The following is a 20,388-nucleotide window of genomic DNA, read 5'->3' as shown; positions in this document are numbered from 1 at the left end:
GCCTCACACGCCGTGGATGCGGCGGCCGGTGATCTGATGAGGGGAGATGCGGATGTAGAGCCGCCGCTCACCGCCGGCCCACGGCGTCACCCCCGCCCCGGCCACCTCGTCCACCTCCTCCGGCGGCACGTGGTGCGCCGGGCCCTGCACCAGCACGCTCCACCCTTCACGGTTCGCCTCGTCGATCCTGTCGACCTCGAACCCGATCTTGATCTCGACGCCCTCCACCCCGCTGCGCAGTTCCTTGTCCATGGGGCCGCCGGCGGCGGTGCGGAACACGATGTCGCCGTGGTGCATCTTGTAGTTGACCGGAAGCACGGTCAGCCCGTGCAGGCCGTTGAACGCCACCCGCCCGATGCCCCCGGGCTCGATCAGCCGCAGGGCCTCGGTCTCGTCCAGGCGCTCCAGCGTCGGATGCGCCATGGCCGGACCCTGGCCCGGCGGCCGGTCCTGACCGCCGCCCAGCAGCTCCGCCGCCGTGGTGTCCAGCGCGTTGGCCAGCCGGTAGAGGGTGCCGGTGTCGGGGGTGTCGGCGTTCTCCTCCAGGTACTTCAGATAGCCCGGCGACATCTGCGCCTTCTCGGCGACCTGCTCGCGGGTCGCGCCGAGCCGCTCGCGGTGGTGGATGATGCGCCGTCCGAGATCACCGGTGCCTGGCATGATCGGTTCTCCTCGTGTGTAGGAACGTCGCGGGACGCCGTTCACGCGAGCCACACGGTGGTCGGCGTCGATGAACACCCGGCGCCCCCGGTAGTGGATCGGCACGGTCACCAGGCCGAGCCGGTGGGGCACCGCCGGATCCAGCCGCAGCCCGTCCCGCCGCAGCTCCAGCCCGAGGTAGCAGCGCTGCAGCAGGTCGAGCGTGCCGCCCATGGCGCCCAGGTGGATGCCCTCGGCGGTGGTGCCGCCCTGCACGTCCTTGACGTCGCTGGCGAGGGCCTCGGTGAAGAACTTCCACGACTGCGGGCGGTTGGAGCGCGACAGCACCCACGCGTGCACGACGGCGCTCAGCGTGGAGCCGTGGCTGGTGCGCTCCAGGTAGTACGCGATCGTGCGCGGGATCAGGTCCGGGTCGACCGGGTAACCGAGCCGCTCCATGATCTCGCTCAGCTCGCCCGAGGACAGCAGGTAGAAGATCATGAGCGTGTCGGCCTGCTTCGACGCCTTGTAGCGGTTGACGTCGTCGCCGTCGGCCTCCAGCGCCCGGTCCAGGCGGCGCACGCCGCGGTAGCGGTCCCAGTCGAGCTCCAGCAGGTCGCCGTACCCGGTGAACTGGCTGATGACGCCGTCGTGGAAGTCGACCCGCATGCGGCGGCTGATGTCGTCCCAGCGGGCCAGCTCGTCCGCCGAGGGCGCGAGATGCGGGACGAGCTGGGCGGTGTCGCGGGCGCGCAGCATCAGCCACGCCGTCATGACGTTGGTGTAGGCGTTGTTGGCCAGGCCGGGGACGGCGGCGTCAGGGTAGGCGTCGTGGTACTCGTCCGGGCCCATCACCCCGCGGATCTCGTAGCGGCCGTCGGTGCGCACGGTGAGCGAGGCGAAGAACCGCGCGATGTCCAGCAGCAGCTCGCCGCACCACGTCGGCATGGAGCCGGTGGCCAGGTAGTGGTGCCAGACGTTGTAGGCGATGGCCAGGCCGACGTGCCGCTGCAGGCGGGAGTTGTCCGGCAGCCAGTTCCCCGACGCCGGGTTGAGATGCACGGTCTGGGTCTCCTCGCGGCCGTCGCTGCCGCTCTGCCACGGGAACATCGCGCCCTCGTACCCCGCCTCCCTGGCGGCGTCCCTGGCCTCGGGCAGGCGCCGCCAGCGGTAGCGCAGCAGGCCGCGCGCGATCTCCGGGAAGCGCAGGTCGAGCCAGGGCAGCACGAACAGCTCGTCCCAGAACACGTGCCCCCGGTACGCCTCCCCGTGCAGGCCGCGGGACGGCACCCCGGCGTCCAGGTCGGCGGTGTGCGGCGACAGCGTCTGCAGCAGGTGGAAGATGTGCAGGTGGACGTTCTGCGACAGCTCGGGGCCGTCCACGTCGAGGCAGGCGTGCCGCCACAGCCGCTCCCAGGCGGCCTCGTGGCGGGCCAGCAGCTCGCCGAAGCCCGGCGCCCGGCGTACGTGCCGCAGCGCCGACGAGCGCGGGTCGTGGCTGGCCGGGTCGCGCGACGACGTCAGCGACACGATCTTCGTCAGCACGGCCGGCTCGCCCCGGGCGAGGTCCAGCACGTGCTCGGAGCTGACGTGCCCGAGGCCGAGCGACGGGCGGGCGGCGGGCGCGTCCCCGTCGATCCGGGCGGCCAGCGCCACGGTCACGTGCGAGGCACGCGTGGACGCCGTCAGCCAGGCCAGGTCGCCCTCGGTGCCGGTCGCGTGCCCGGTGAGGTGGTCACCGCGCAGGGCGCGGTAACGGGCCACGGCGCAGTTGTGCACCCGTCCCTCCAGCCCGGTGCTCACACGCAGCGGGCCCGACCAGTTCTCGGCGGTGAACGTCGTCTCCATGGCGGCCAGGTACGGGTCGGCCATCGACACCAGGCGGCGCTGGCGCACACGGGTGATCCGGCCCTCTCCGTCGCGCCAGCGCAGGTCGCGCAGCAGCAGGCCGCGCCGCATGTCCAGCTCGTACCGGTAGAGCGGCAGGTCGGCCGTGTCCGGGTGGAACCAGCCGGACCCCGGCGTCGCGAACGTCAGCGGCAGCCAGTCGGGCAGGTTGACGATGTCCTCGTTCGTCACGGTACGCCCGGCCACCACCGAGTCCAGGCGGTCGTAGCAGCCGGCCAGGTACGTGCCGGCGGTCCGCGGGCCGCCGTCGGGGGTGGCGCCACGGGTGGCGAAGCGGCCGTTGCCCAGCGTGCACAGCGCCTCGCGCAGGCCCTCGCCCTCCGGGCGGAAGCCGTTGTAGGTCAGGGTCCAGGAGTTCATCGCCGCCCCACGGGCACCCGTCCGGTCACGTCGGCGTCGGCCAGGTCCGCCACGACGACGTCCGCCCCGGCGGCCAGCATGGCGGCGGCCTGCGTGTCGCTGCGGTCCACCGCCACCACCAGGCCGAAGCCGCCCCTGCGGCCGGCCTCGACGCCGGGCAGCGCGTCCTCCACGATCGCGATCGCCGAGGCGGGCAGCTCCAGGCGGCGCGCGGCCTCCAGGAACAGCGACGGGTCCGGCTTGCCCGGCAGGCCCAGCTCCGCCATGTCGTTGCCGTCCACCAGCACGTCGAACAGGTGCAGCAGCCCCGCCGACGCGACGATCGCCCGGCAGTGCCGGCTCGCCGACACCACCCCGGTGCGGCAGCCGCGCCGCCGCAGCTCGTGCAGCAGCGCCACGGTGGACGTGAACGGCGCCGCGCCGCGCCGGTCGATCTCCTGGCGGAACAGCGCGTCCTTCGCCAGGCCGAGCCCGTGCACGGTAGGGGCGCCCGGCTCGTCGTCCGGGCCTCCCTCGGGCAGCGAGATGCCGCGCGAGGCGAGGAACGTCCGTACGCCGTCCAGGCGCGGGCGGCCGTCGACGTAGGCCAGGTAGTCGGAGGGCAGGTCGAACGGGGCCGACCTGCCGCGCAGGAAGGCGTCGAACACGTGTTTCCAGGCTGCGGCGTGGACGCGGGCGGTATCCGTGACCACTCCGTCGGTGTCGAACACGACGGCGCGCAGGTTGGTCAGGTCAAAAGTGGCCATATCGGACGCATACCCGCCAACACGCTCGCCAGCCCTGCGATCGCCCCCCAATGACCTGCACGGACGTGCGCCTGGCCGGACCGGGGTACGTCTTCCGCGTCAGGCCGCCGCGTGTTCGCCAGGAGGGTGCCGGTATGAGGTCGTTCACAGGCGGATCCCCACCGCCTCCGGCGAGACGGGGCATCAGGGCGGCCGTGTCCAGGCCGGGGGCGTTCAGGATCGGTGTGGTGAGGCTGGCGGTCGCCGGGCTGGGGGTGCTCGGGCCGGTGCTGGCCGGTTGCGGTGGCGCGGGGGAGTCCCGGGCGACGGCGACCGCCTCCTCCGCGCCGCCCGCCACCCCGCCCGCCACCCCGCCCGCCACCCCGCCCGCCACCCCGTCCGGCGGCACGCCGGACCCCACCGGGACACCCGCGCCGACCGGCACGCCGTCCACCGGCGCGCCCGTGCCCACCGGCACCTCCGGTCCGTCCGGCACACCGGCTCCCGGCGCGAGCGACGGACGGCCCGATCCGGGTGAGGGCCGCGAGGTGCTCGTCGAGGGCCACTACCAGCCGCTGTGGCCCTTCTCCGGCCCCGCGGAGGTGGCCGCCTGGCAGCGCGCCCACCGCGAGAACGGCACCGGCGCCTGGCACCTGGACGCCCGCCGCACCGCCTTGGCGTTCACCCGCGACTACCTCGGCTTCGCCGAGATCGACCAGGCCGTCAAGACGGTCCTCGACGGCCGGCACGCCCGCGTCCACGTCGGCTTCCGCAGCGAGGAGGTACGCCGCCCGCTCGTCGCCGCCGTCGTCCACCTCGTCCGGTACGGAACAGGCGAGGACGCCCCCTGGGAGGTCGTCGGCACCGACGACACCTCGTTCACCCTCACCCGTCCCTCGTACGGCGCGACCGCGGGCTCCCCGCTGACCGTGGGCGGGCGCATCACCGGCGTGGACGAGAGCATCAGGATCCAGGTCCTGCGCCCGGGTTCCGGCGGCCCGGCGGGCGAGGAGTGCTGCGTACCGGCCGGAGGCGAGGACGCCCCCTGGTCGGCCCGGGTCGCCTACGCCGCCGCGCCGGGCAGGACGCTCACCGTCGTCGCCTCCACCGGCGGACACGTCGCGACCGTCGAACGCTTCGCGGTGACGGGCGTGCGCCCGCCGTCCTGAAGCCGGGACGGTGCTGCTAATTTCTACACGCGCATTCAGGAAACCTCCGGGAGAACCGTATGGGCAGACCGCGTACGACCAGCGACGAGGCGATCCTGCGGGCCACCGCGCGCGCGATCGAGCGCCATGGGCCGCAGGGGCTCACGCTGGCCGCGGTCGCGCAGGAGGCCGGCCTCGCCCCCGCCACGCTGGTGCAGCGGTTCGGCTCCAAACGCGGGCTGCTGCTCGCCTTCGCCGCTCATGCCGCCGAGGTGGCCGGGCTGCCGTTCCAGCGGGCCAGGAAGGAGCACGGCTCGCCGCTGGAGGCGCTGCGGGCCGCCCTCGCCCGCCTGGCCGAGGGCGTCGCCGGCCCGCGCGAGCTGGCCGGCAGCCTCGGCTTCCTCCAGCTCGACCTGACCGACCCGGAGTTCCGCGCGCACGCGGCCGAGCACGCCCGCCGCACCCGCGACGAGATCGCCGGCCTGCTCGCGGACGCCGTGAGCGCCGGCGAGCTCTCCGGCCCCGCCGACGTCGGCCCGCTGGCCCGCGCGGTCCAGATCGCCTACAACGGCACGCTCATCGTGTGGGCCCTGACCGCGGAAGGCCCCCTCGCCGAGGCGATGCGCGAATCCGTCGACCAGGCGCTGCGGCCGTACGCCGCCACCTGAGAACGACGCTCCCGCCAGGAACGGGATCGCCGTCCCCCGGGGGAGGGAATGATCGTCAACCGTACGGCCCCATCGGTCACGAGGTGCACATGAGCCAAGTGGAAGACACCGCACCGCAGTCGCTGGCGGAGCTGGCCCGCCGGCACGGGCTGCGCCCCGCCATCGCCCGGCCCAGGTTCCCCGTCTACCTGCGCCAGCTCTGGCAGCGGCGGCACTTCGTCCTGACGTACGCCACCTCGCGCAACGTCTCGAAATACTCCGGCTCGGCCCTCGGACAGCTCTGGCAGGTCATCACCCCGCTGCTGAACGCCGCGATCTACTACGTGATGTTCGGCCTCATCCTGGGCGGCAGCAGGAACATCGAGAACTACACGGCGTTCCTGCTGACCGGGATGTTCGTCTTCACCTACACCCAGCGGACGGTGAGCGCCGGCGCCAGGTCCATCTCCGGGAACCTGTCGCTGATCCGGGCCCTGCACTTCCCGCGCGCGTCGCTGCCGCTGGCGTACACGATCCAGGAGCTGCAGCAGCTGGTCATCTCCATGGGCGTGCTGGTGATCATCGTGCTGATCACCGGGGAGCCGGTGACGTGGTTCTGGCTGATGATCCCGGTCGTGCTGGTGCTGCAGACGCTGTTCAACATCGGCGCCGGTCTGGTGCTGGCCCGGCTCGGCGCCCAGCTGCGCGACCTCAACCAGCTGCTGCCGTTCATCATGCGCACCTGGCTGTACGCCTCCGGCGTGTTCTTCGCCATCCACGACAAGGTGGTCGGCACCGCCGGCCTGCCGGACTGGGTGGCCACGGCGATGTACCTGAACCCGGCGGCCTCGTACATCGAGTGGATGCGCGACATCCTCATCGGCAGCCACAACCCGCCGCAGGCGGTGTGGCTGTCGTGCCTGGTCTGGGCCGTGGTCGCCCTGGTGGCCGGCTTCTGGTACTTCTGGCGCGCCGAGGACAGGTACGGCCGCGGCTAGCGCTTCGCACGGGGCCCGTACGACGGGATGAAACGACGCGGCAGCGCGGTTGATCAGGGCACCACGACCGTCGCACCGGCGAAGGAGACCCCATGACCTCTCCCGCGGACAAACCCGCCGTCCGCCAGCTCAGGCTGGTGGTCGAGGCGGACGACTACGAGGCCGCGCTGGCCTTCTACCGCGACGTGCTGGGCCTCCCCGAGCAGGCCGCCTTCACCAGCGGCGACGGCGCGCGCGTGGCGATCCTCGACGCCGGCCGCGCCACGCTCGAGATCGCCGACCCCGCGCAGAAGAAGATGATCGACGAGGTGGAGGTGGGCCGGCAGGTGGCCCCCCACATCCGGGTGGCCTTCGAGGTGGACGACACCCGCGGGACGACCGGGCGGCTGGTCGAGGCGGGCGCCACGGAGGTCGCGCCGCCCGTGGTCACGCCGTGGCAGTCGCTCAACGCCCGCCTCGACGCGCCCGCCGGCCTGCACATCACCGTCTTCCAGGAGCTGCGCACCGAGGACGAACGCGAGTCGCTCGAAGGCTTCGGCCGCGACGACTCGCGGAGCGGATGAGCGCGCGTCACAAAGCCGGGGTCAGGGCTTCGACGAGCTCCTGGCGGCGCAGCCGGGCCTGCTTGGGCATGTTCCAGCCGAGCACGCCGGTGACCCGGCCGTCCTCGCGGTAGAGCGCGACGAAGCGGCGCCCGGCCGGGTCGCCCTCCACGACGCTCACCTCGGCCGCGGCCGACGGCAGCCCGTACACATGGATCTTGGCGTCGAACTGGTCGGTCCAGAAGTACGGCACGGGGCTGTAGTGCCGCTCGGCGCCCAGGATGTTGTCGGCGACGGCGAGCGCCTGCTCGACGGCGTTCGTCCGGTTCTCCAGCCGCAGCGAGCCCAGCGTGGCGTGCTCCCAGCGGGCCACGTCGCCGACCGCGTACACGCCCTCGGCCGCGCGGCAGCGTGAGTCACACACGACGCCGTCGGCCACCCGCAGCCCGCTGCCCGCGAGCCAGCCGGTCGCGGGTTCGGCGCCGATCGCGACCACGACCACGTCGGCCGGCAGCACCTCGCCGGTGCCCAGGCGCACGCCGGTGACCCGGCCGTCCTGCCCGGTCAGCCCGGTGACGCCGGTGCCGAGCCGCAGGGCGACCCCGCGCTCGGCGTGCAGCCCGGCCAGCAGGTCCGCGACCATCGGCCCGAGCTGGGCGGCCAGCGGCGCCGGTTGCGGGCCCGCCATGGTGACCTCCGCCCCCAGCCCGCGCGCGGTCGCGGCGATCTCCGCGCCGAGCACCCCCTCGCCGACCACCACGAGCCGTACGGACTCCGGCAGTTCGGCCCGCAGCGCCAGGGCGTCGTCCAGGGTGCGCAGCACGTGGACGCCGGACAGCCCGTCCTGGCCGGGCAGCCTGCGGGCCCGCAGCCCCGTCGCCACGACCACGGCGTCACCGCCCAGGACACGCCCGGAGGCCGTGCGGACCGTGCGGGCCGTCGCGTCCAGGGCCACCGCCGGGTCGCCGAGCACGAACTCGGCCCGCAGCGCCGCCAGCGCCTCCTCCGTCCGCAGCCGGGCCCGCTCCGGGTCCCAGGCCCCCGACAGAACCTGCTTCGACAGCGGCGGACGGTCGTACGGCAGGTGCGGCTCGGCGCCCACCACGCTCACCTCGCCGCGGTAGCCCTTACGGCGCAGCGCCTCCGCGGTGGCCAGCCCGGCCGCGGAGGCGCCGACCACCACCACACCGGACGGCACGCTCACGCGCTCTCGTCCACGTCGATCGCGGCCGCGGGGCAGACGGCCGCCGCCTCGCGCACCGTCGCGTGCAGTTCCTCGGACGGCGCCGCGTCGAGCAGCACCACGATGCCGTCATCCTCGCGCTGGTCGAACACGTCCGGCGCGAGCAGCACGCACTGGCCCGCGCCGCAGCACTTTTCCTCGTCAACGGTGACTTTCATCCTGGTTTCCCTCTGTTACTCGTGCTGGTTACTCGTGCTGATTACTCGGGGCTCGTGACAGGGGCCAGCCACAAGCCGGTGATCGCGTCGATCAGCCCGGTCCCGGCGTCGTGCCAGCTGGACCGGAAGGTGGGCCGGCCCTCGGCGAGGGCCCGCTCCCGTTCGGCGCACATGTGGACCAGGAGCTGGCGGGCCATGTCGTCGCGCTCGGCCCGCACCTCGGCGGGCAGGTGCGGTAGGCAACGGTTCAGTCCGTCGATGATCCGCTGCAGCGTGGGCGAGGTGAGCGCCTCCTCCATGATGATCGGGCGCAGCACCGGGTCGGTCATGACCTGGGCGGCGAACCGCGCGAACCACGTCGGGTGCGCCAGGGCCGCCAGATGGGTGGTTATCGGGCGCACCAGGCACGTCACCCACCCCCGTACGCCGGCCGCGTCGTCCGTCTCCGCCACCAGCTCACGGCGGACGGACTCCATCGGGGCGGCGTGCTTGCGCATGATCGCCCGTACCAGGTCGGCCTTGGTGCCGAAGTGGTAGCCGACCGCCGCGTTGTTGCCCTGCCCCGCGGCCTCGCTGACCTGACGGTTGGACACGGCGTACACCCCGTGCTCGGCGAAGAGGCGCTCCGCCGCGGTCAGGATCTGCTCGCGGGTGGCGCCGGCCCGCCCGGGGTGCACGGCCCTGGCGGGCACGGTCACCACCGAACCGGTACTTCGCGCAACCCTCCGACGATGAGCCCCTCGACCCGCTGCAGGTCGTCGACCGGCACCGCGAGCTCCAGGGTGGGCAGCCTGCGCAGCAGCACCTCCAGCACGACCTGCAGCTCCGTACGGGCCAGGGACTGCCCGAGGCACGAGTGGGCGCCGGAGCCGAAAGCCAGGTGCGGGTTGGGGCTGCGCCGCAGGTCCATCTCGCCGGCGTTGTCGAAGGCGCCGTCGTCGCGGTTGGCCGCGGCCATGTTGCAGATCACGGTGGTGCCACGGGGCAGCACGGTCCCGCCGACCTCCGCCTCCTCGGGCAGGTAGCGGGGCAGGCCGAAGCCGGAGTTGGCGTCGAAGCGCAGCGACTCCTCCACCGCCGTGCGGACGAGGGACGGGTCGGCGAGCAGCGCCTCCCAGCGCGTACGGTCGGCCAGCAGCATCGAGACCATCTTGCCGATCATGTTGGCGGTGGTCTCGTGCCCGGCGACCAGCAGGCCGATGCCCGTGGCGAGCAGCTCCATGTCGGACAGGCCCTCGCCCTCGACGGCGCTCTGCTTGATCAGCTCGCTGAGCAGGTCGTCGCCCGGCTCGGCCCGCTTGGCGGCGACGTGCCCGGACATGTACGTGAAGAACTCCACCTGCGCCGCGGTGCTCTCCTCGCCCGTGTAACGGGTGAGGTTCAGCAGCATGTCGGACCAGCGCGAGAAACGGTCGCGGTCGTCGGCGGGCACGCCGAGCATGTCGCAGATCACGTAGACGGGCAGCGGGAACCCGAGGCTGGCCTTGAGGTCGGCCGGCTGGCCGCGCTCGACCATCTCGTCGATGAGCTGCTCGGCGATGGCGGCCATCTGGGGCCGCAGGGCCGCCATGCGCTTGGCGGTGAACCACTTGCCGACCAGTCTGCGCCAGCGCAGGTGACCCTCGCCGTGATCGGGGATGATCTTCGACATCTCGCTGTTGAACACGCCGCCCGACTCGCTGTCGGTGAGCCGCGCCGCGTCGTCCGCGGTGAGCTGGCGGGTGAAGCGCGGGTCGGCGAGGACCTGCTTGACGTCGTCGTAACGCGTCACCAGCTTCGCCTCGTCGCCGCTGGGCAGCTGTACCTTCGCGACCGGGCACTTCTGGCGCAGGAGGGCCCACTCCGCGGGCGGTTCCAGGGCCGCCTCGCTGGGGATGGGATAGCTCAGCGTCTGCTGTACGTCACCTTGGCTCACTGTGGCCTCCTCTGACCTGCGATTTCAGCGACAGTAAATCGACATGTCGGGATTAAGTCAAGCGGTTGATTTAAAATCTACCGCCAGCTGGCGAGCATGAGGACCGCGGCCGGCACCGGCGCACCGACACGCGGTCACCCGTATCCGCGCCGCGTCAGCAGGCCGCGTCCAGGCGGGCGCGCTGGTCCCCGGTCAGCTCCAGGTCCACGGCGGCGAGGTTCTCCTCCAACTGCGCCACTGACGATGCCCCGGCCAAGGGGATGATCGGGAACGGGCCGCCCATCTGCCAGGCCAGCACCACCTGGTTCACGGTGGCTCCGCACTCCTTCGCGACCTGCCGCAGCGCCTGCAGCCGGGGCGGCGTGCCGGGGTGGTCGTAGTCCGGCGCCAGGGGCTTGTCCTGCCTGGAGTAGGCGCCGGCCAGCAGCGGCGAGTAGGCGACCAACGTCAGGTCCGGCTCGGCACGCAGATAGCTGCGCAGTTCGGCGCCGGCGTGCCCGAGGTTGCCGTCCTCGAAGAGCCGGTCGGGAACGTCCTGGCGAGGCCGCAGGTAGCTGTGCTGGTACTGCAGCACCTCGTACCCGGCCACCCCCGACGCGGCGGCCAGGGCGCGGGCCCGCTCCACCCGCCAGATCGCGTGGTTGCTCACCCCGAGCAGTTTCACCGTGCCCTGCGCCACCAGTTCGCCGAAGGCCCCGACCGTTTCGGTCAGCGGCACCGTACGGTCCTCGATGTGCGCGTAGAGCAGGTCGATCCGGTCCACGCCGAGCCGTTCCAGGCTGCGCTCGGCGGACTCCCGGATCACCTTCGCCGACAGTCCCTCGGCGTTGTCGTGATAGCCGGTCCCGGGCGCGAGCGGCCGGGCGCCCACCTTGGTGGCGATCACCACCTGCCCGTCGGCGCCCCGGCTGCGCAGCCAGCGCCCCAGCAGCTTCTCGCTCTGGCCGCCCTGACCGCCGTCGACCCAGAAGGCGTAGTTGTCGGAGGTGTCGATGAACGTCCCGCCGGCCTCCACGTAACGGTCGAGGATGGCGAAGGACGTTCTCTCGTCCGTCACCGAGCCGAACCACATCGCGCCGAGGGCGAGCACGCTCACCTCACGCCGCCGCGCCGGGTCGGCGCCGATCGTCCGGTACCTCATGGCGTCACTCCCATCCGGTTTCCCAAGCCCGTGCAACGGCGGGCCACGGAACGGGATTCTGGGACCTGGAGTGGACTACAGGTCAAGCGGTGCCGGGCAGTGTGCTCGGCTCAGCGGATGCCGTGGACCTGGCCTGCACGTGGTGGGAGGCACGGAACGGGATGCGGGCTCACGACCGTTTATGTCCGCTAGCTTGACGAGTGATTAACGTGCGCCGAAACCGGCGGTTCATAGTCTGGGTCGGGTGGCGAACCTGAGGCGGGCCGCTTGGCCGGGGCTGCTGGCCGTGCTGATCCTGGCGGCCTTCGCCGTCGGCCTGGGCGGGGTCGCACTCCTGACTCGCGACGACGTGGGCGAGGCGCCCGAGGGCACCCGGATCCTGGCATCGATCTCCGGCTCCGGCTCAACCGCGCAGAAGGGCGCGATGGACGCCTGGCGTGCCGAGTTTCATCGCATCCATCCCGAACTGCGGGTGGACTACCGGGCCAACGGGTCAGGGGCCGGCATCCGCGATTTCATCGCCGGCACCACCGCCTTCGCCGGCTCCGACGTCCCGATGCGACCAGGGGAACAGGCGCTGGCCGACCGGCGATGCGGCGGCAAGGCGGTGCACCTGCCCATGGTGGTCGGCCCCATCGCGGTGACCTACAACCTGCCGTCAGTGCCGGATCTGAAAGTCTCGCCGGCCACCTTGACCGGCATCTTCAGCGGGCGGATCACCAGATGGGACTCCCCGGAGATCGCCGCCGACAACGCCGGCGCGAGCTTGCCGCACACCGGCATCCGGGTCTTCCACCACTCCGACGACTCGGGCACGACGTACAACTTCACCGCCTATCTGAAGGCGGCGGGCCGCTGGCCGCACCCGCCGTCCCGTACGTGGACCGGTGCTGGGCAAGGCGTTACGGGTTCGACGGACATCGCCCGGGTCGTCCAGCACACCGAGGATTCCATCGGGTACGTGGAGTACGGGTTCGCCGGCGACGCACGCCTGCGCACCGCCAAGGTGCGCAACGCCTCGGGCCGGTTCGTCGCGCTCTCTCCGCAGACCGCCAGCCAGGCGCTGGAGGATGTCCGCATCGTCGGCGGCGACGACGATCTGGTGGTGGAGTTCGACTACCTGGCCAAACGCGGCAACGCCTATCCCATCGTGCTGCTCACGTACGAGATCGTCTGCCTGAACGACCTGGACCCGCTGGTGCGCACCTTCCTGAGCTACACCGTGAGCGACGCCGGCCAGTCCTACCTCTCCCTGCACGGCTACGGCCCGCTCCCGCAGGACCTCCTCGTCCGCGTACGCGCCCGGCTCGGCGTCACCACCTGAAGGAACCCGGACGTCGTCCGCGACCGAGTCCAGAGGCCGTTCCGTGCATATCCTGACGAGTACGGGCAGTGGCGGCTGCGGAGGTGTTCCCGTGTCTTCGCTGCCCGCCCCGGTCGCCCACCGGACGATCGACGTCGATGGGATCGCGACCTTCTACCGAGAGGCGGGATCGGCCGACGCGCCGGTGTTCCTGCTGCCGCACGGCTACCCATGCTCCTCCTACGAGTTCCGCGCACTCATGCCGGCTCTGGGCGACCGCTGGCGGCTGATCGCCCCGGACCTGCCGGGGTTCGGCTACAGCGACACGCCCGAGCACTTCTCGTACACCTTCGACGGCTACGCGCGATTCCTCGAACGCTTCACCGAGGTCATGGGATTGTCGCGGTACGCGCTCTACCTGCACGACTACGGCTCGCAGTTCGGGCTCCGGCTGGCCCTGCGCGCCCCCCAGCAGGTCGTCGCGCTCGTCATCCAGAACGGCGACATCTACGAGGACGCCCTGGGCCCGAAGTACGCCTGGCTCAGGGAGTATTGGGCCTCGCCGACGCCGGAGGGACGCAACAAGATGGCCCGCAACGTCTCGGAGGAGGGTTTCCGCGACGAGTTCGTCGGGGACCTTCCGCCGCACCTGGCAGAGCGCGTCGGCCCCGATCTGTGGAAGCTGCATTGGAGCCTGATGAACACGCCTCGGCGCAGGGAGAACGTCGTGGGCCTGTTCGAAGATCAGGCGACCACTCTCGCCTGGTTCCCCAGGGAGCAGGCGTATCTGCGCAAGCACCGGCCGCCCACGTTGATCGTCTGGGGGCCGCACGACGGCTACATGCCCGAGGGGTCCGCCCGGGCGTACCTGCGTGACCTCCCGGACGCGGAGCTGCACCTCCTCGACGCCGGGCACTGGGCGCTGGAGACGAGCCTGGACGAGATCGTCCCTCTGGTCCGTAACTTCCTCATCCGCGTCCATACCTAGCAGCGGCGAGGCGATCCGGACCGGGCGGACGGGAGGCGTGTCGTGACACGACGGCACATGGCGCTTCCTCGCCGGTCGCTCCGCCTTCAGGCCGTTACCGGGACGAAGCGGATGCCGAGTTGATGGTAGATCTCCGCCTGATCGTGGTAGACGCGGTGGGCGGAGATGAGGTCGTTCTCCTTGGTGAACACCCAGCAGAAGCGGCTGTTCACCAAGTTGCCGGTAGGTTCGAGCAGCGTTCCCCCGGAGATCAGGAACCGCCCATCGTGGGTGCCGGTGAAGGCGCCTTCGAGCACCACGGTGTCGTTCTGTTCGAGGCGTTCGAAGACGGTCATGCGCATGTCGGGGAAGCCTTGTCGCACGTGCTCGTGGTACGAGCAGATCTCCTCGGGTCCGTCGGCCTGGAGTTCGGGGCCGATCATGACGGCTTGGGCGGAGTAACAGCGCGCGGCCGCCTCCATGTCATGGGCGTTGACCGCGTCCAGCAGACGGTCGACGGCATCAGGCATCACGAGCCCCCTTCTCGTACCTCGCCTTCCCTACCCTCACTGTCAGTCGTTACCGCTGTGAGACGCGCTGCCCGGGAAGAGGGGATCTCCGCCTTCGGGCCGGGCCGGCGAATTCGGCGCACGCGGCGGTTCACGGGTTCCCGGTGCTGCGGGCCGGCGGCGGGTCCGGGCTCCCCGAGCAACTGGACGAGAGCTACGACCTGCTGATCGACGTGATGACCTCCGGCCTGAGCACTCCCCGGTGAGCGGTGGCTGTGGACGTCAGAGTGCGGGGGCTCGTTCGGTGAGCACCTCGGCGCGGGCGACTTGCACCTCGCGGGCCTTGCGGGCGGCGTACCGCTGGACGGGGCGCAGCGTGGCACGCACGGCGAGGACGTCCGTGACCTCGGTCCCGCCGTCGGCGGCGGCCAGGGCGAAGCGGTAGCCCATCCGCACGCCGCCGGGGCTGTCCACCTCGCCCTCGATGCCGTCGCCGGTCGGCCGCAGCGTCACCTCGATGAGGTTGTCGTACGTCACCACGCGCAGGAAACGGAACCGCTCCACGCAGACGTACCGGAGCTCCCTGGCTTCGCGCCGCACGTCGCGCACCTCCACCACGAGGGGCGACAGGCCGACGTAGCTCGCCGGCTCGCTCAGGTGCGCGAGCACCGCGTCCGGGGCGGCGGGCACGTGGAAGACGTTGCGTAGAACCGTCATCGGCCGGCTCACCGCCGTTCGAGCCCGTGCCATGACCAGCGCGGCACCCGCAGGCCCGCCGGGACCTCGGAGCCGGGCGGCGCGTAGGTCAGGACGTCGTCGACAGCCCACACCAGGTGCGCCCGCAGCGCCTGTCGCAGCTCTGGGTCGCCGGGCAGTTCCGCGTCGTCGATCGCCGCGACGAAGCAGGCCACGAAGCGTTCGCCCAGGTCGTCCTCCATGCCGTTGCCGGCGTGGCGGGCGAGCATGGCGGACTGGCCGGTGTCGCCCTCGGTGTACCGGGGCGGACCGCCGAACACCTCGCCCCAGTAGTCGGCCAGGCGACGCACGTGGTCGGGGCGCGTGCCCCGGGAGAACGGGTGGTTCAGCACCGGGTCGAGCAGGCAACGCCGGTGGTGCGCGGCGGCGAGGGCCAGGAAGGCGTCCTCGCCGCCCGCGCACTCGAAGATCGAAGGGCGGCTCATGGGCAAGACTGTGCCACGTCGCGCCCGCCACCGGAATCGGCGTGCCGGTGCGCGGGCCCGCCGCCGGCGGACCTTTCTGTGATCTCGGAAGACGCGATTCACCGGCAGATCTCGTCGCTACGAGGCGAGCAGGGGCCGGGTCACGGTCCTCGCCGCGCCTCCATCCGCCCGTGTGCCGAGGGTGCACTCGCCGTTGGCCCGGCCCCTTGACGGCACACCTGCGCCTACAGCTTGCGCCACTCGCCCGAGCTGAGGGCGGAGGCGCCCTGGGGGCCCATCATCGTCATCCCGCCGTCCACGAACACCGTCGTCCCCGTCACGTACGAGGCGGCGGGCCCGGCCAGGAAGGTGACGACGGCGGCGACCTCGCGGGCGTCACCCGGCCGGGGGACGGGGTTGCCCGGACGGCTGCCCGGCTGCGGCGGCATGTCCTCCTGGCCGGTCATCGGCGTGGCGATCTCGCCAGGGGCCACCGTGTTGACGGTGATGCCGTGCTCGGCCAGCTCCAGCGCGAGCACCCGGCTGAGCATGCGCAGCCCGCCCTTGGCCGCGCAGTACGGGCCCGAGCCCATCTTCGGGTACTCCTCGTGCACACTGGTGACGTTGACGATGCGCCCGCCCCGGCCGGTCGCGACCATGCGCCGCGCCGCCCGCTGCGCGCACAGGAACGGGCCGTCGAGGTCCACCGCCAGCACCTGCCGCCATCGGTCGAAGCCCATGTCCAGGAGCGGCTCGTGGCTGCCGGTGCCCGCGTTGTTCACCAGCACGCCGAGCCCGCCGAGCTCCTCGGCCAGCTCGTCCACGATCGCCGACGCCCGTTCGGGGTCGGTGAGGTCGTGCCGGCGCACGGCGGGCGCGCGCCCCAGGCAGCGGACGAGCTCCGCCGTCTCCTCGGCCCCGTCGCGGTCCTCGTGGTAGGTGATGCCGACGTCGAACCCCTGCTCCGCCAGCGCCACGGCGGTGGCCTTGCCGATCCCCGAGTCCGCCCCCGTCACGATCGCCACCCGGTCGTATCCGTCGCTCATGATCCCTCGCTTCCGCGTTCCCGGACCGTCGTCTCCTTCCCCGGACGCCCGGCCGAAACGGCGGGGCGCCGACCGCGAGATGTTCGCTGATCGTTCAGAGGCTCTTCTGACGGGCGTCACCGTGATCAGCGGAAGGACCTCCACGATCGGTATCGGACCAGCCCGTAATCGGATGATCAAGGCTGGCCGAAACGTTGGAGGAGTTCGCATGTTCAGCCCGTCCCTGTCCGTCCTGTCCGCCGCCGCCCTGGCCGCCTCCGTGCTCGCCGGTACGGGCGCGGGCGCCGGCACGGCCGCGTCCCCCTGCGCCGACGCCCCCACGGCGCCGGTGGCGACAGGAGCGGTCTTCAGCGAGCCGGTGGGCGGCGACCCGGTCGCCATCGTGCGGACGCTCTGCGGGCTCGTCCGGCAGACCCCGGCGGGTGCGAGCATCCAGGTCGCGCACTTCGTCATGTCGGGCACGGCGGGCTCGGAGTTCGCCACGGAGCTGGTCAAGGCCCACCGGCGCGGCGTCGGCGTGCGCGTCGTCCTGGACGGCGACCGGCGCGGAGCGGCCGTCGCCGCGCAGCTCGCCGCCGAGCTGGGCACCGACGTCACCGCCCGCTCGTGGCTGCACGTGTGCACCGGGCCGATGTCCGGCGGCACGGCGGCCTGCGTCGGGAACAAGGGGCAGCACAACAAGTTCTACCTGTTCTCGCGGGCCGGTGACGCCTCCGACGTGGTCGTGCAGTCCTCGGCCAACCTCACGGACCTGAACTCGACCACGTACTGGAACAACGCCGTCGTCCTGCCGGGCAACAAGCGCCTGTACGCCGCGTACGACGCCTACTTCGCCGACCTGGCCGCCGAGCGGAAGAACCTCGACTACTTCCGCTCCGTCCAGACCGGCGCCCGCGGCGGCTCGGTGCGGGCGCAGTTCTTCCCGAAGGCGAGCGGCGACCCCGTCGTGGACGACCTCGCCAAGGTCTCCTGCTCCGGCGGCACCGCGATCAGGGTCGGCATGTCCGAGTGGGACGCCTCCCGCGTCGCGATCGCCGAGCGCCTGCGTGACCTGGCCGCCGGCGGGTGCGAGGTCACGATCGTGTACGGGATCATGGACGACGAGGTGAAGGCGGTCCTGGAGGCGCAGCCGCGGGTCGAGCTGAGCACCCTCGGGTCCGGCGGCGCGCTGCCCGGCCGGATCCACTCGAAGTACCTGCTGGTCGAGGGCTCCTACGACGGCGACCGCGACGCCCACTGGGTCTTCACCGGCAGCCACAATTACAACGAGACGTCCCTGCGCCGCAACGACGAGACGCTGCTGCGGCTCAACGACCGCAACGTCTACCGGCAGTACGTCGCCAACTTCGACCGCATGCGCGCCGCCGCCGGCTCCTGAGCGGTCACCGTCCCCGGCCGCGCAGGAACGCGGCGCTGCCGTCAGCGGCGGGCTCGGCGCCGATGTCGGCAGGAGGGCGGCGATCAGCTCGCCGCCCTCCGACGTGAGGGCGACCGGCGCCTTGGCCGGGCCGCTCACTTCCTGAGCAACCGAGAGGAGGTTTGTCTGCACTGGTGAAAGCGGGTTTCGGACAATCCGTCGGCGGTCGAAGCTGAGGCCCTGACAGGCCCTGCGCAGGGCACCGATGGAGAACAGGAAACCGGCGTATGAGGATGAAAATGGCCGCGGCCGCGATCGCCGCTGGAGTGCTCCTGACAGGATCCGTTCCCGCGACCGCGAGCACCTCCGGCAGCGCGGCGACGACCTGTAGGAAGTCCAGCGAGTGGATCACCGACCCATGGAACGGCAGATACCAGAAGTGGTACTGCGACAACGACGCCGGCGCAGGCGTCTACCGGAACACCACCAAAGTCGGGATCATGGAATCCACCAGGAGCTGGTTCCTGTGCTGGGACCGCATCCGCATGCACCCCGGCGGCAACAACGTCTGGTACTACACCCAGGGCGACCGAGTGGTCGTCGATCCGGAGAACCAAGCGTGGGGCTACATGCCCGCCGTCCACGTTCAGCACCCGGACGACCCGATCCCGGGCATGGTCCGGTGCGACGTGTGACCTGGTGATCGACGCCGCCGCGCCTAGGTCGGATCGCGGCGGGGGGATGTGCCGGCCAGGTTCACCATGACATGGCCGATGGTGAAGTAGAACGGGGATGGCACCGGCGGTGGCCGGAGCGAGGCGAGCCTCCGGATCGCGTGGCCCGGCCAGTTGATCGTGGCGTGGACTCCGGTGAAGAAGACGTGGCGGAGATGGGCGGCGTCGGGGGCGTCGTCCGCGCACAGGCTCGAACCGAAGAAGCCGTTCCGGAGCCAGGGCGGGCCGTCCGCCGCGTCCAGGACGACCTCGGGTGCCGACCAGTCGCGCACGTCGCCACTGGGGGAGGACGAGGTGCTCAGCCAGAGTCTCTGCGGCGGATAGTGCGATGCGCCGAAGAGGTTGGGGCTCTTGCTGAGCAGCATTTCGTACGACGACGCGCCCGCCCGTACGTATGCGTGCGCGAAGCCCTCGGCGCGGGAGTGGAACGGCCGGGGCCGCGCCCATCCGCCGATCCCGTCCTCGCTCTCCGTGTAATGGATCTCCGCGACCGGGTGCTCCCCCTTCGCGGGTTCGCCCGGAGTCGCACGGAACCACATCCGCCACTTCCCGTCCGCGAACACGACCTTCGGGCCGAGGGTGCTCGGGTTCCTGGAGTCGCCGACGATCACCGGCTCGGGATTCCGCCTCCATCCGCCGGACGTCTTCTCGAGGAAGCCGATCGAGAACGGCCTGTCGTTACCCATGACCTTGCGGGAGCTTCTGCCCGTGTAGTAGATACGCCGGCACGGAACCCGGTCACCCGCGGAGGTCCGCGTCATTCCGGTGACGAAGCAGGGCTCATGCAGCCCGTAGTGATCCCACTCGCCCTTCCCTGGCTGGTCGATCAGGGGGAGCGCCCTGCCGGGTCGGTCGGGGTCGGTCGTGATGGTCCAGTCCGCGCCGTCCCGAAGCTCGGCGCCCCTCGGCAGGCTCGCGCTGAACAGGTTGTTCCGGAAGTTGCGCTGGAACCCGCCGAAGAACATCCACCACCTGTCATCGATCTTGTGAACATTCGGGTCTCCGGAGCCCAGCAGATTGGTGATCGGCCGGTAGCCCTCGATCATGCTGAAAATGGCACGCGGCGGGGCGGACATCTTCATCGCGCACTCCTCGTCCATGGGTACGGTGTACGCATCAAGCGATGCGTACACCGTACCCATGGCGATATGCTGAGGCAAGCCCGGGTGACGTCGAGAGAGCGGAGCAGGCGTGAGCAGACGACCGCGCACCGCCGCCCCTCTCACGAGGGAGGGCATCGCGGCCGCCGCGATCATGGTCGCCGATGAGCACGGCATCGATGCGGTCTCCATCCGGCGCGTGGCCGAGCGCCTGGGATCGGGCACCATGTCGCTCTACCGGCACATCGCCGGCAAGGACGACCTGATCTCGGCCATGGTGGATCAGGTGACGGGACGTTACGCCTATCCCGACCCGGAGGGCATGGACTGGCGGGCACGCATGCACGCGCTCGCCCGTACCGACTGGCGCATGTTCCTGGAGCATCCGTGGATGCTCGACGCCACGAGCAGCGTCGCCCCGCCGTTCGGCACGGAGTCGTTCGCGGCGATGGAATGGGCCCTGGAGGCATTGGCGCCTCTCGGCCTGGAGCCGCACGTCGCCGCCCGCGTGATCATGACCGTGAACACCTACGTCCAGGGAAGTGTCCGGGTCGTTCTCGGCGAGCGGGGCGACGGCCAGGCGGACGATCCCGGCCTGAACTGGCAGAGGCGTCTGCTCGACGTCGATCTCGAACGGTTCCCGCGGCTGCGGCGGCTGGTCCGGCACCCCGTCCCGGAACGGGGCAGGGACTGGTTCGTCGACGGGCTCGACGTGATCCTGGACGGCGTCCAGAATCGCGGGCGTGCACCGGCCTGACGCAGGGTCTCCAGGTCTCGTGACCGCCGAC

Annotated in this window: 21 protein-coding genes; 9 read left to right on the top strand and 12 right to left on the bottom strand. The window is 71.6% G+C overall.

Features of this window, described 5'->3' with window-relative positions; translation table 11 throughout:
- Positions 1-3 precede the first annotated feature (3 nt).
- On the bottom strand, positions 4-2,907 hold the full coding sequence (locus ACIBP6_RS09865; protein WP_397050593.1) for a pyridoxamine 5'-phosphate oxidase family protein: 2,904 nt from the start codon (positions 2,905-2,907) through the stop codon (positions 4-6).
- Positions 2,904-3,653: an HAD-IA family hydrolase gene (locus ACIBP6_RS09860; RefSeq protein WP_397050591.1), complete on the bottom strand. Its 750-nt coding sequence runs from the start codon at positions 3,651-3,653 to the stop codon at positions 2,904-2,906. The genes ACIBP6_RS09865 and ACIBP6_RS09860 overlap by 4 nt, the downstream gene beginning before the upstream one ends.
- Before the next feature lie 227 nt (positions 3,654-3,880).
- Between ACIBP6_RS09860 and ACIBP6_RS09855 the strand changes: the two genes are divergently transcribed.
- The 4 genes from ACIBP6_RS09855 (at position 3,881) to ACIBP6_RS09840 (ending at position 6,988) form a co-directional block, all read left to right on the top strand.
- A complete protein-coding gene (locus ACIBP6_RS09855; RefSeq protein ID WP_397050589.1) occupies positions 3,881-4,801 on the top strand; it encodes a hypothetical protein in 921 nt (306 codons plus the stop codon).
- A 59-nt stretch (positions 4,802-4,860) separates the two neighbouring features.
- A complete protein-coding gene (locus ACIBP6_RS09850; protein ID WP_397050587.1) occupies positions 4,861-5,448 on the top strand; it encodes a TetR family transcriptional regulator in 588 nt (195 codons plus the stop codon).
- An 89-nt stretch (positions 5,449-5,537) separates the two neighbouring features.
- Positions 5,538-6,425 (top strand): ABC transporter permease, encoded by an 888-nt coding sequence (locus ACIBP6_RS09845; protein ID WP_132618334.1) that lies wholly within the window; start codon positions 5,538-5,540, stop codon positions 6,423-6,425.
- Between the two features lie 92 nt (positions 6,426-6,517).
- Positions 6,518-6,988 (top strand): VOC family protein, encoded by a 471-nt coding sequence (locus ACIBP6_RS09840; protein WP_397050585.1) that lies wholly within the window; start codon positions 6,518-6,520, stop codon positions 6,986-6,988.
- A gap of 7 nt (positions 6,989-6,995) precedes the next feature.
- Here the strand turns inward: ACIBP6_RS09840 and ACIBP6_RS09835 are convergent, their stop codons facing one another.
- The 5 genes from ACIBP6_RS09835 to ACIBP6_RS09815 form a co-directional block, all read right to left on the bottom strand.
- Positions 6,996-8,171, bottom strand: a complete 1,176-nt coding sequence (locus tag ACIBP6_RS09835; protein ID WP_397050584.1) for an NAD(P)/FAD-dependent oxidoreductase — start codon at positions 8,169-8,171, stop codon at positions 6,996-6,998.
- Complete coding sequence (locus ACIBP6_RS09830; protein ID WP_132618328.1) at positions 8,168-8,368, bottom strand: ferredoxin; 201 nt, start codon at positions 8,366-8,368, stop codon at positions 8,168-8,170. The genes ACIBP6_RS09835 and ACIBP6_RS09830 overlap by 4 nt, the downstream gene beginning before the upstream one ends.
- Positions 8,369-8,409: 41 nt before the next feature.
- On the bottom strand, positions 8,410-9,069 hold the full coding sequence (locus tag ACIBP6_RS09825) for a TetR/AcrR family transcriptional regulator (RefSeq protein WP_397050581.1): 660 nt from the start codon (positions 9,067-9,069) through the stop codon (positions 8,410-8,412).
- On the bottom strand, positions 9,063-10,283 hold the full coding sequence (locus ACIBP6_RS09820) for a cytochrome P450 (protein ID WP_397050580.1): 1,221 nt from the start codon (positions 10,281-10,283) through the stop codon (positions 9,063-9,065). Before ACIBP6_RS09820 ends, ACIBP6_RS09825 begins: the two co-directional genes overlap by 7 nt.
- A gap of 154 nt (positions 10,284-10,437) precedes the next feature.
- Positions 10,438-11,424 carry an aldo/keto reductase gene (locus ACIBP6_RS09815; protein ID WP_397050578.1) on the bottom strand — a complete coding sequence of 329 codons (987 nt, stop codon included), beginning with the start codon at positions 11,422-11,424 and terminating at the stop codon, positions 10,438-10,440.
- Positions 11,425-11,668: 244 nt separating this feature from the next.
- Here ACIBP6_RS09815 and pstS point away from each other — a divergent pair, with 244 nt between their 5' ends.
- A complete protein-coding gene (gene pstS / locus ACIBP6_RS09810; RefSeq protein ID WP_397050576.1) occupies positions 11,669-12,748 on the top strand; it encodes a phosphate ABC transporter substrate-binding protein PstS in 1,080 nt (359 codons plus the stop codon).
- Between the two features lie 91 nt (positions 12,749-12,839).
- Positions 12,840-13,715 carry an alpha/beta fold hydrolase gene (locus ACIBP6_RS09805; protein WP_397050574.1) on the top strand — a complete coding sequence of 292 codons (876 nt, stop codon included), beginning with the start codon at positions 12,840-12,842 and terminating at the stop codon, positions 13,713-13,715.
- Positions 13,716-13,801: 86 nt separating this feature from the next.
- On the opposite strand, the gene ACIBP6_RS09800 is transcribed toward ACIBP6_RS09805, so the two are convergent.
- The 4 genes from ACIBP6_RS09800 to ACIBP6_RS09785 form a co-directional block, all read right to left on the bottom strand.
- A complete protein-coding gene (locus tag ACIBP6_RS09800; protein WP_397050572.1) occupies positions 13,802-14,224 on the bottom strand; it encodes an ester cyclase in 423 nt (140 codons plus the stop codon).
- Between the two features lie 261 nt (positions 14,225-14,485).
- Positions 14,486-14,920, bottom strand: coding sequence for an SRPBCC family protein (locus ACIBP6_RS09795; protein ID WP_397050571.1), 435 nt, complete (start codon positions 14,918-14,920; stop codon positions 14,486-14,488).
- Between the two features lie 8 nt (positions 14,921-14,928).
- Entirely contained in the window at positions 14,929-15,384 is a 456-nt protein-coding gene (locus tag ACIBP6_RS09790; protein ID WP_397050569.1) for a globin domain-containing protein, read from the bottom strand.
- A gap of 224 nt (positions 15,385-15,608) precedes the next feature.
- A complete protein-coding gene (locus tag ACIBP6_RS09785; protein ID WP_397050567.1) occupies positions 15,609-16,409 on the bottom strand; it encodes an SDR family oxidoreductase in 801 nt (266 codons plus the stop codon).
- Positions 16,410-16,617: 208 nt separating this feature from the next.
- Here ACIBP6_RS09785 and ACIBP6_RS09780 point away from each other — a divergent pair, with 208 nt between their 5' ends.
- Positions 16,618-17,787, top strand: a complete 1,170-nt coding sequence (locus ACIBP6_RS09780) for a phosphatidylserine/phosphatidylglycerophosphate/cardiolipin synthase family protein (RefSeq protein ID WP_397050566.1) — start codon at positions 16,618-16,620, stop codon at positions 17,785-17,787.
- Positions 17,788-18,053: 266 nt separating this feature from the next.
- Positions 18,054-18,461, top strand: a complete 408-nt coding sequence (locus tag ACIBP6_RS09775; RefSeq protein WP_397050564.1) for a hypothetical protein — start codon at positions 18,054-18,056, stop codon at positions 18,459-18,461.
- A gap of 23 nt (positions 18,462-18,484) precedes the next feature.
- Here ACIBP6_RS09775 and ACIBP6_RS09770 read toward each other — a convergent pair whose 3' ends face one another.
- On the bottom strand, positions 18,485-19,711 hold the full coding sequence (locus ACIBP6_RS09770) for a hypothetical protein (RefSeq protein WP_397050562.1): 1,227 nt from the start codon (positions 19,709-19,711) through the stop codon (positions 18,485-18,487).
- Between ACIBP6_RS09770 and ACIBP6_RS09765 the strand changes: the two genes are divergently transcribed.
- Positions 19,692-20,357, top strand: coding sequence for a TetR/AcrR family transcriptional regulator (locus ACIBP6_RS09765; RefSeq protein WP_397050560.1), 666 nt, complete (start codon positions 19,692-19,694; stop codon positions 20,355-20,357). The two genes, ACIBP6_RS09770 and ACIBP6_RS09765, sit on opposite strands and share 20 nt — an antisense overlap.
- Positions 20,358-20,388: the final 31 nt, after the last annotated feature.

Source organism: Nonomuraea terrae, assembly GCF_044465245.1.
In the GTDB taxonomy this organism is placed as follows: Bacteria; Actinomycetota; Actinomycetes; order Streptosporangiales; family Streptosporangiaceae; genus Nonomuraea; species Nonomuraea terrae.
Note: the sequence above shows the minus strand (reverse complement) of the source record. Positions and strands in the feature narration are given on the sequence as shown.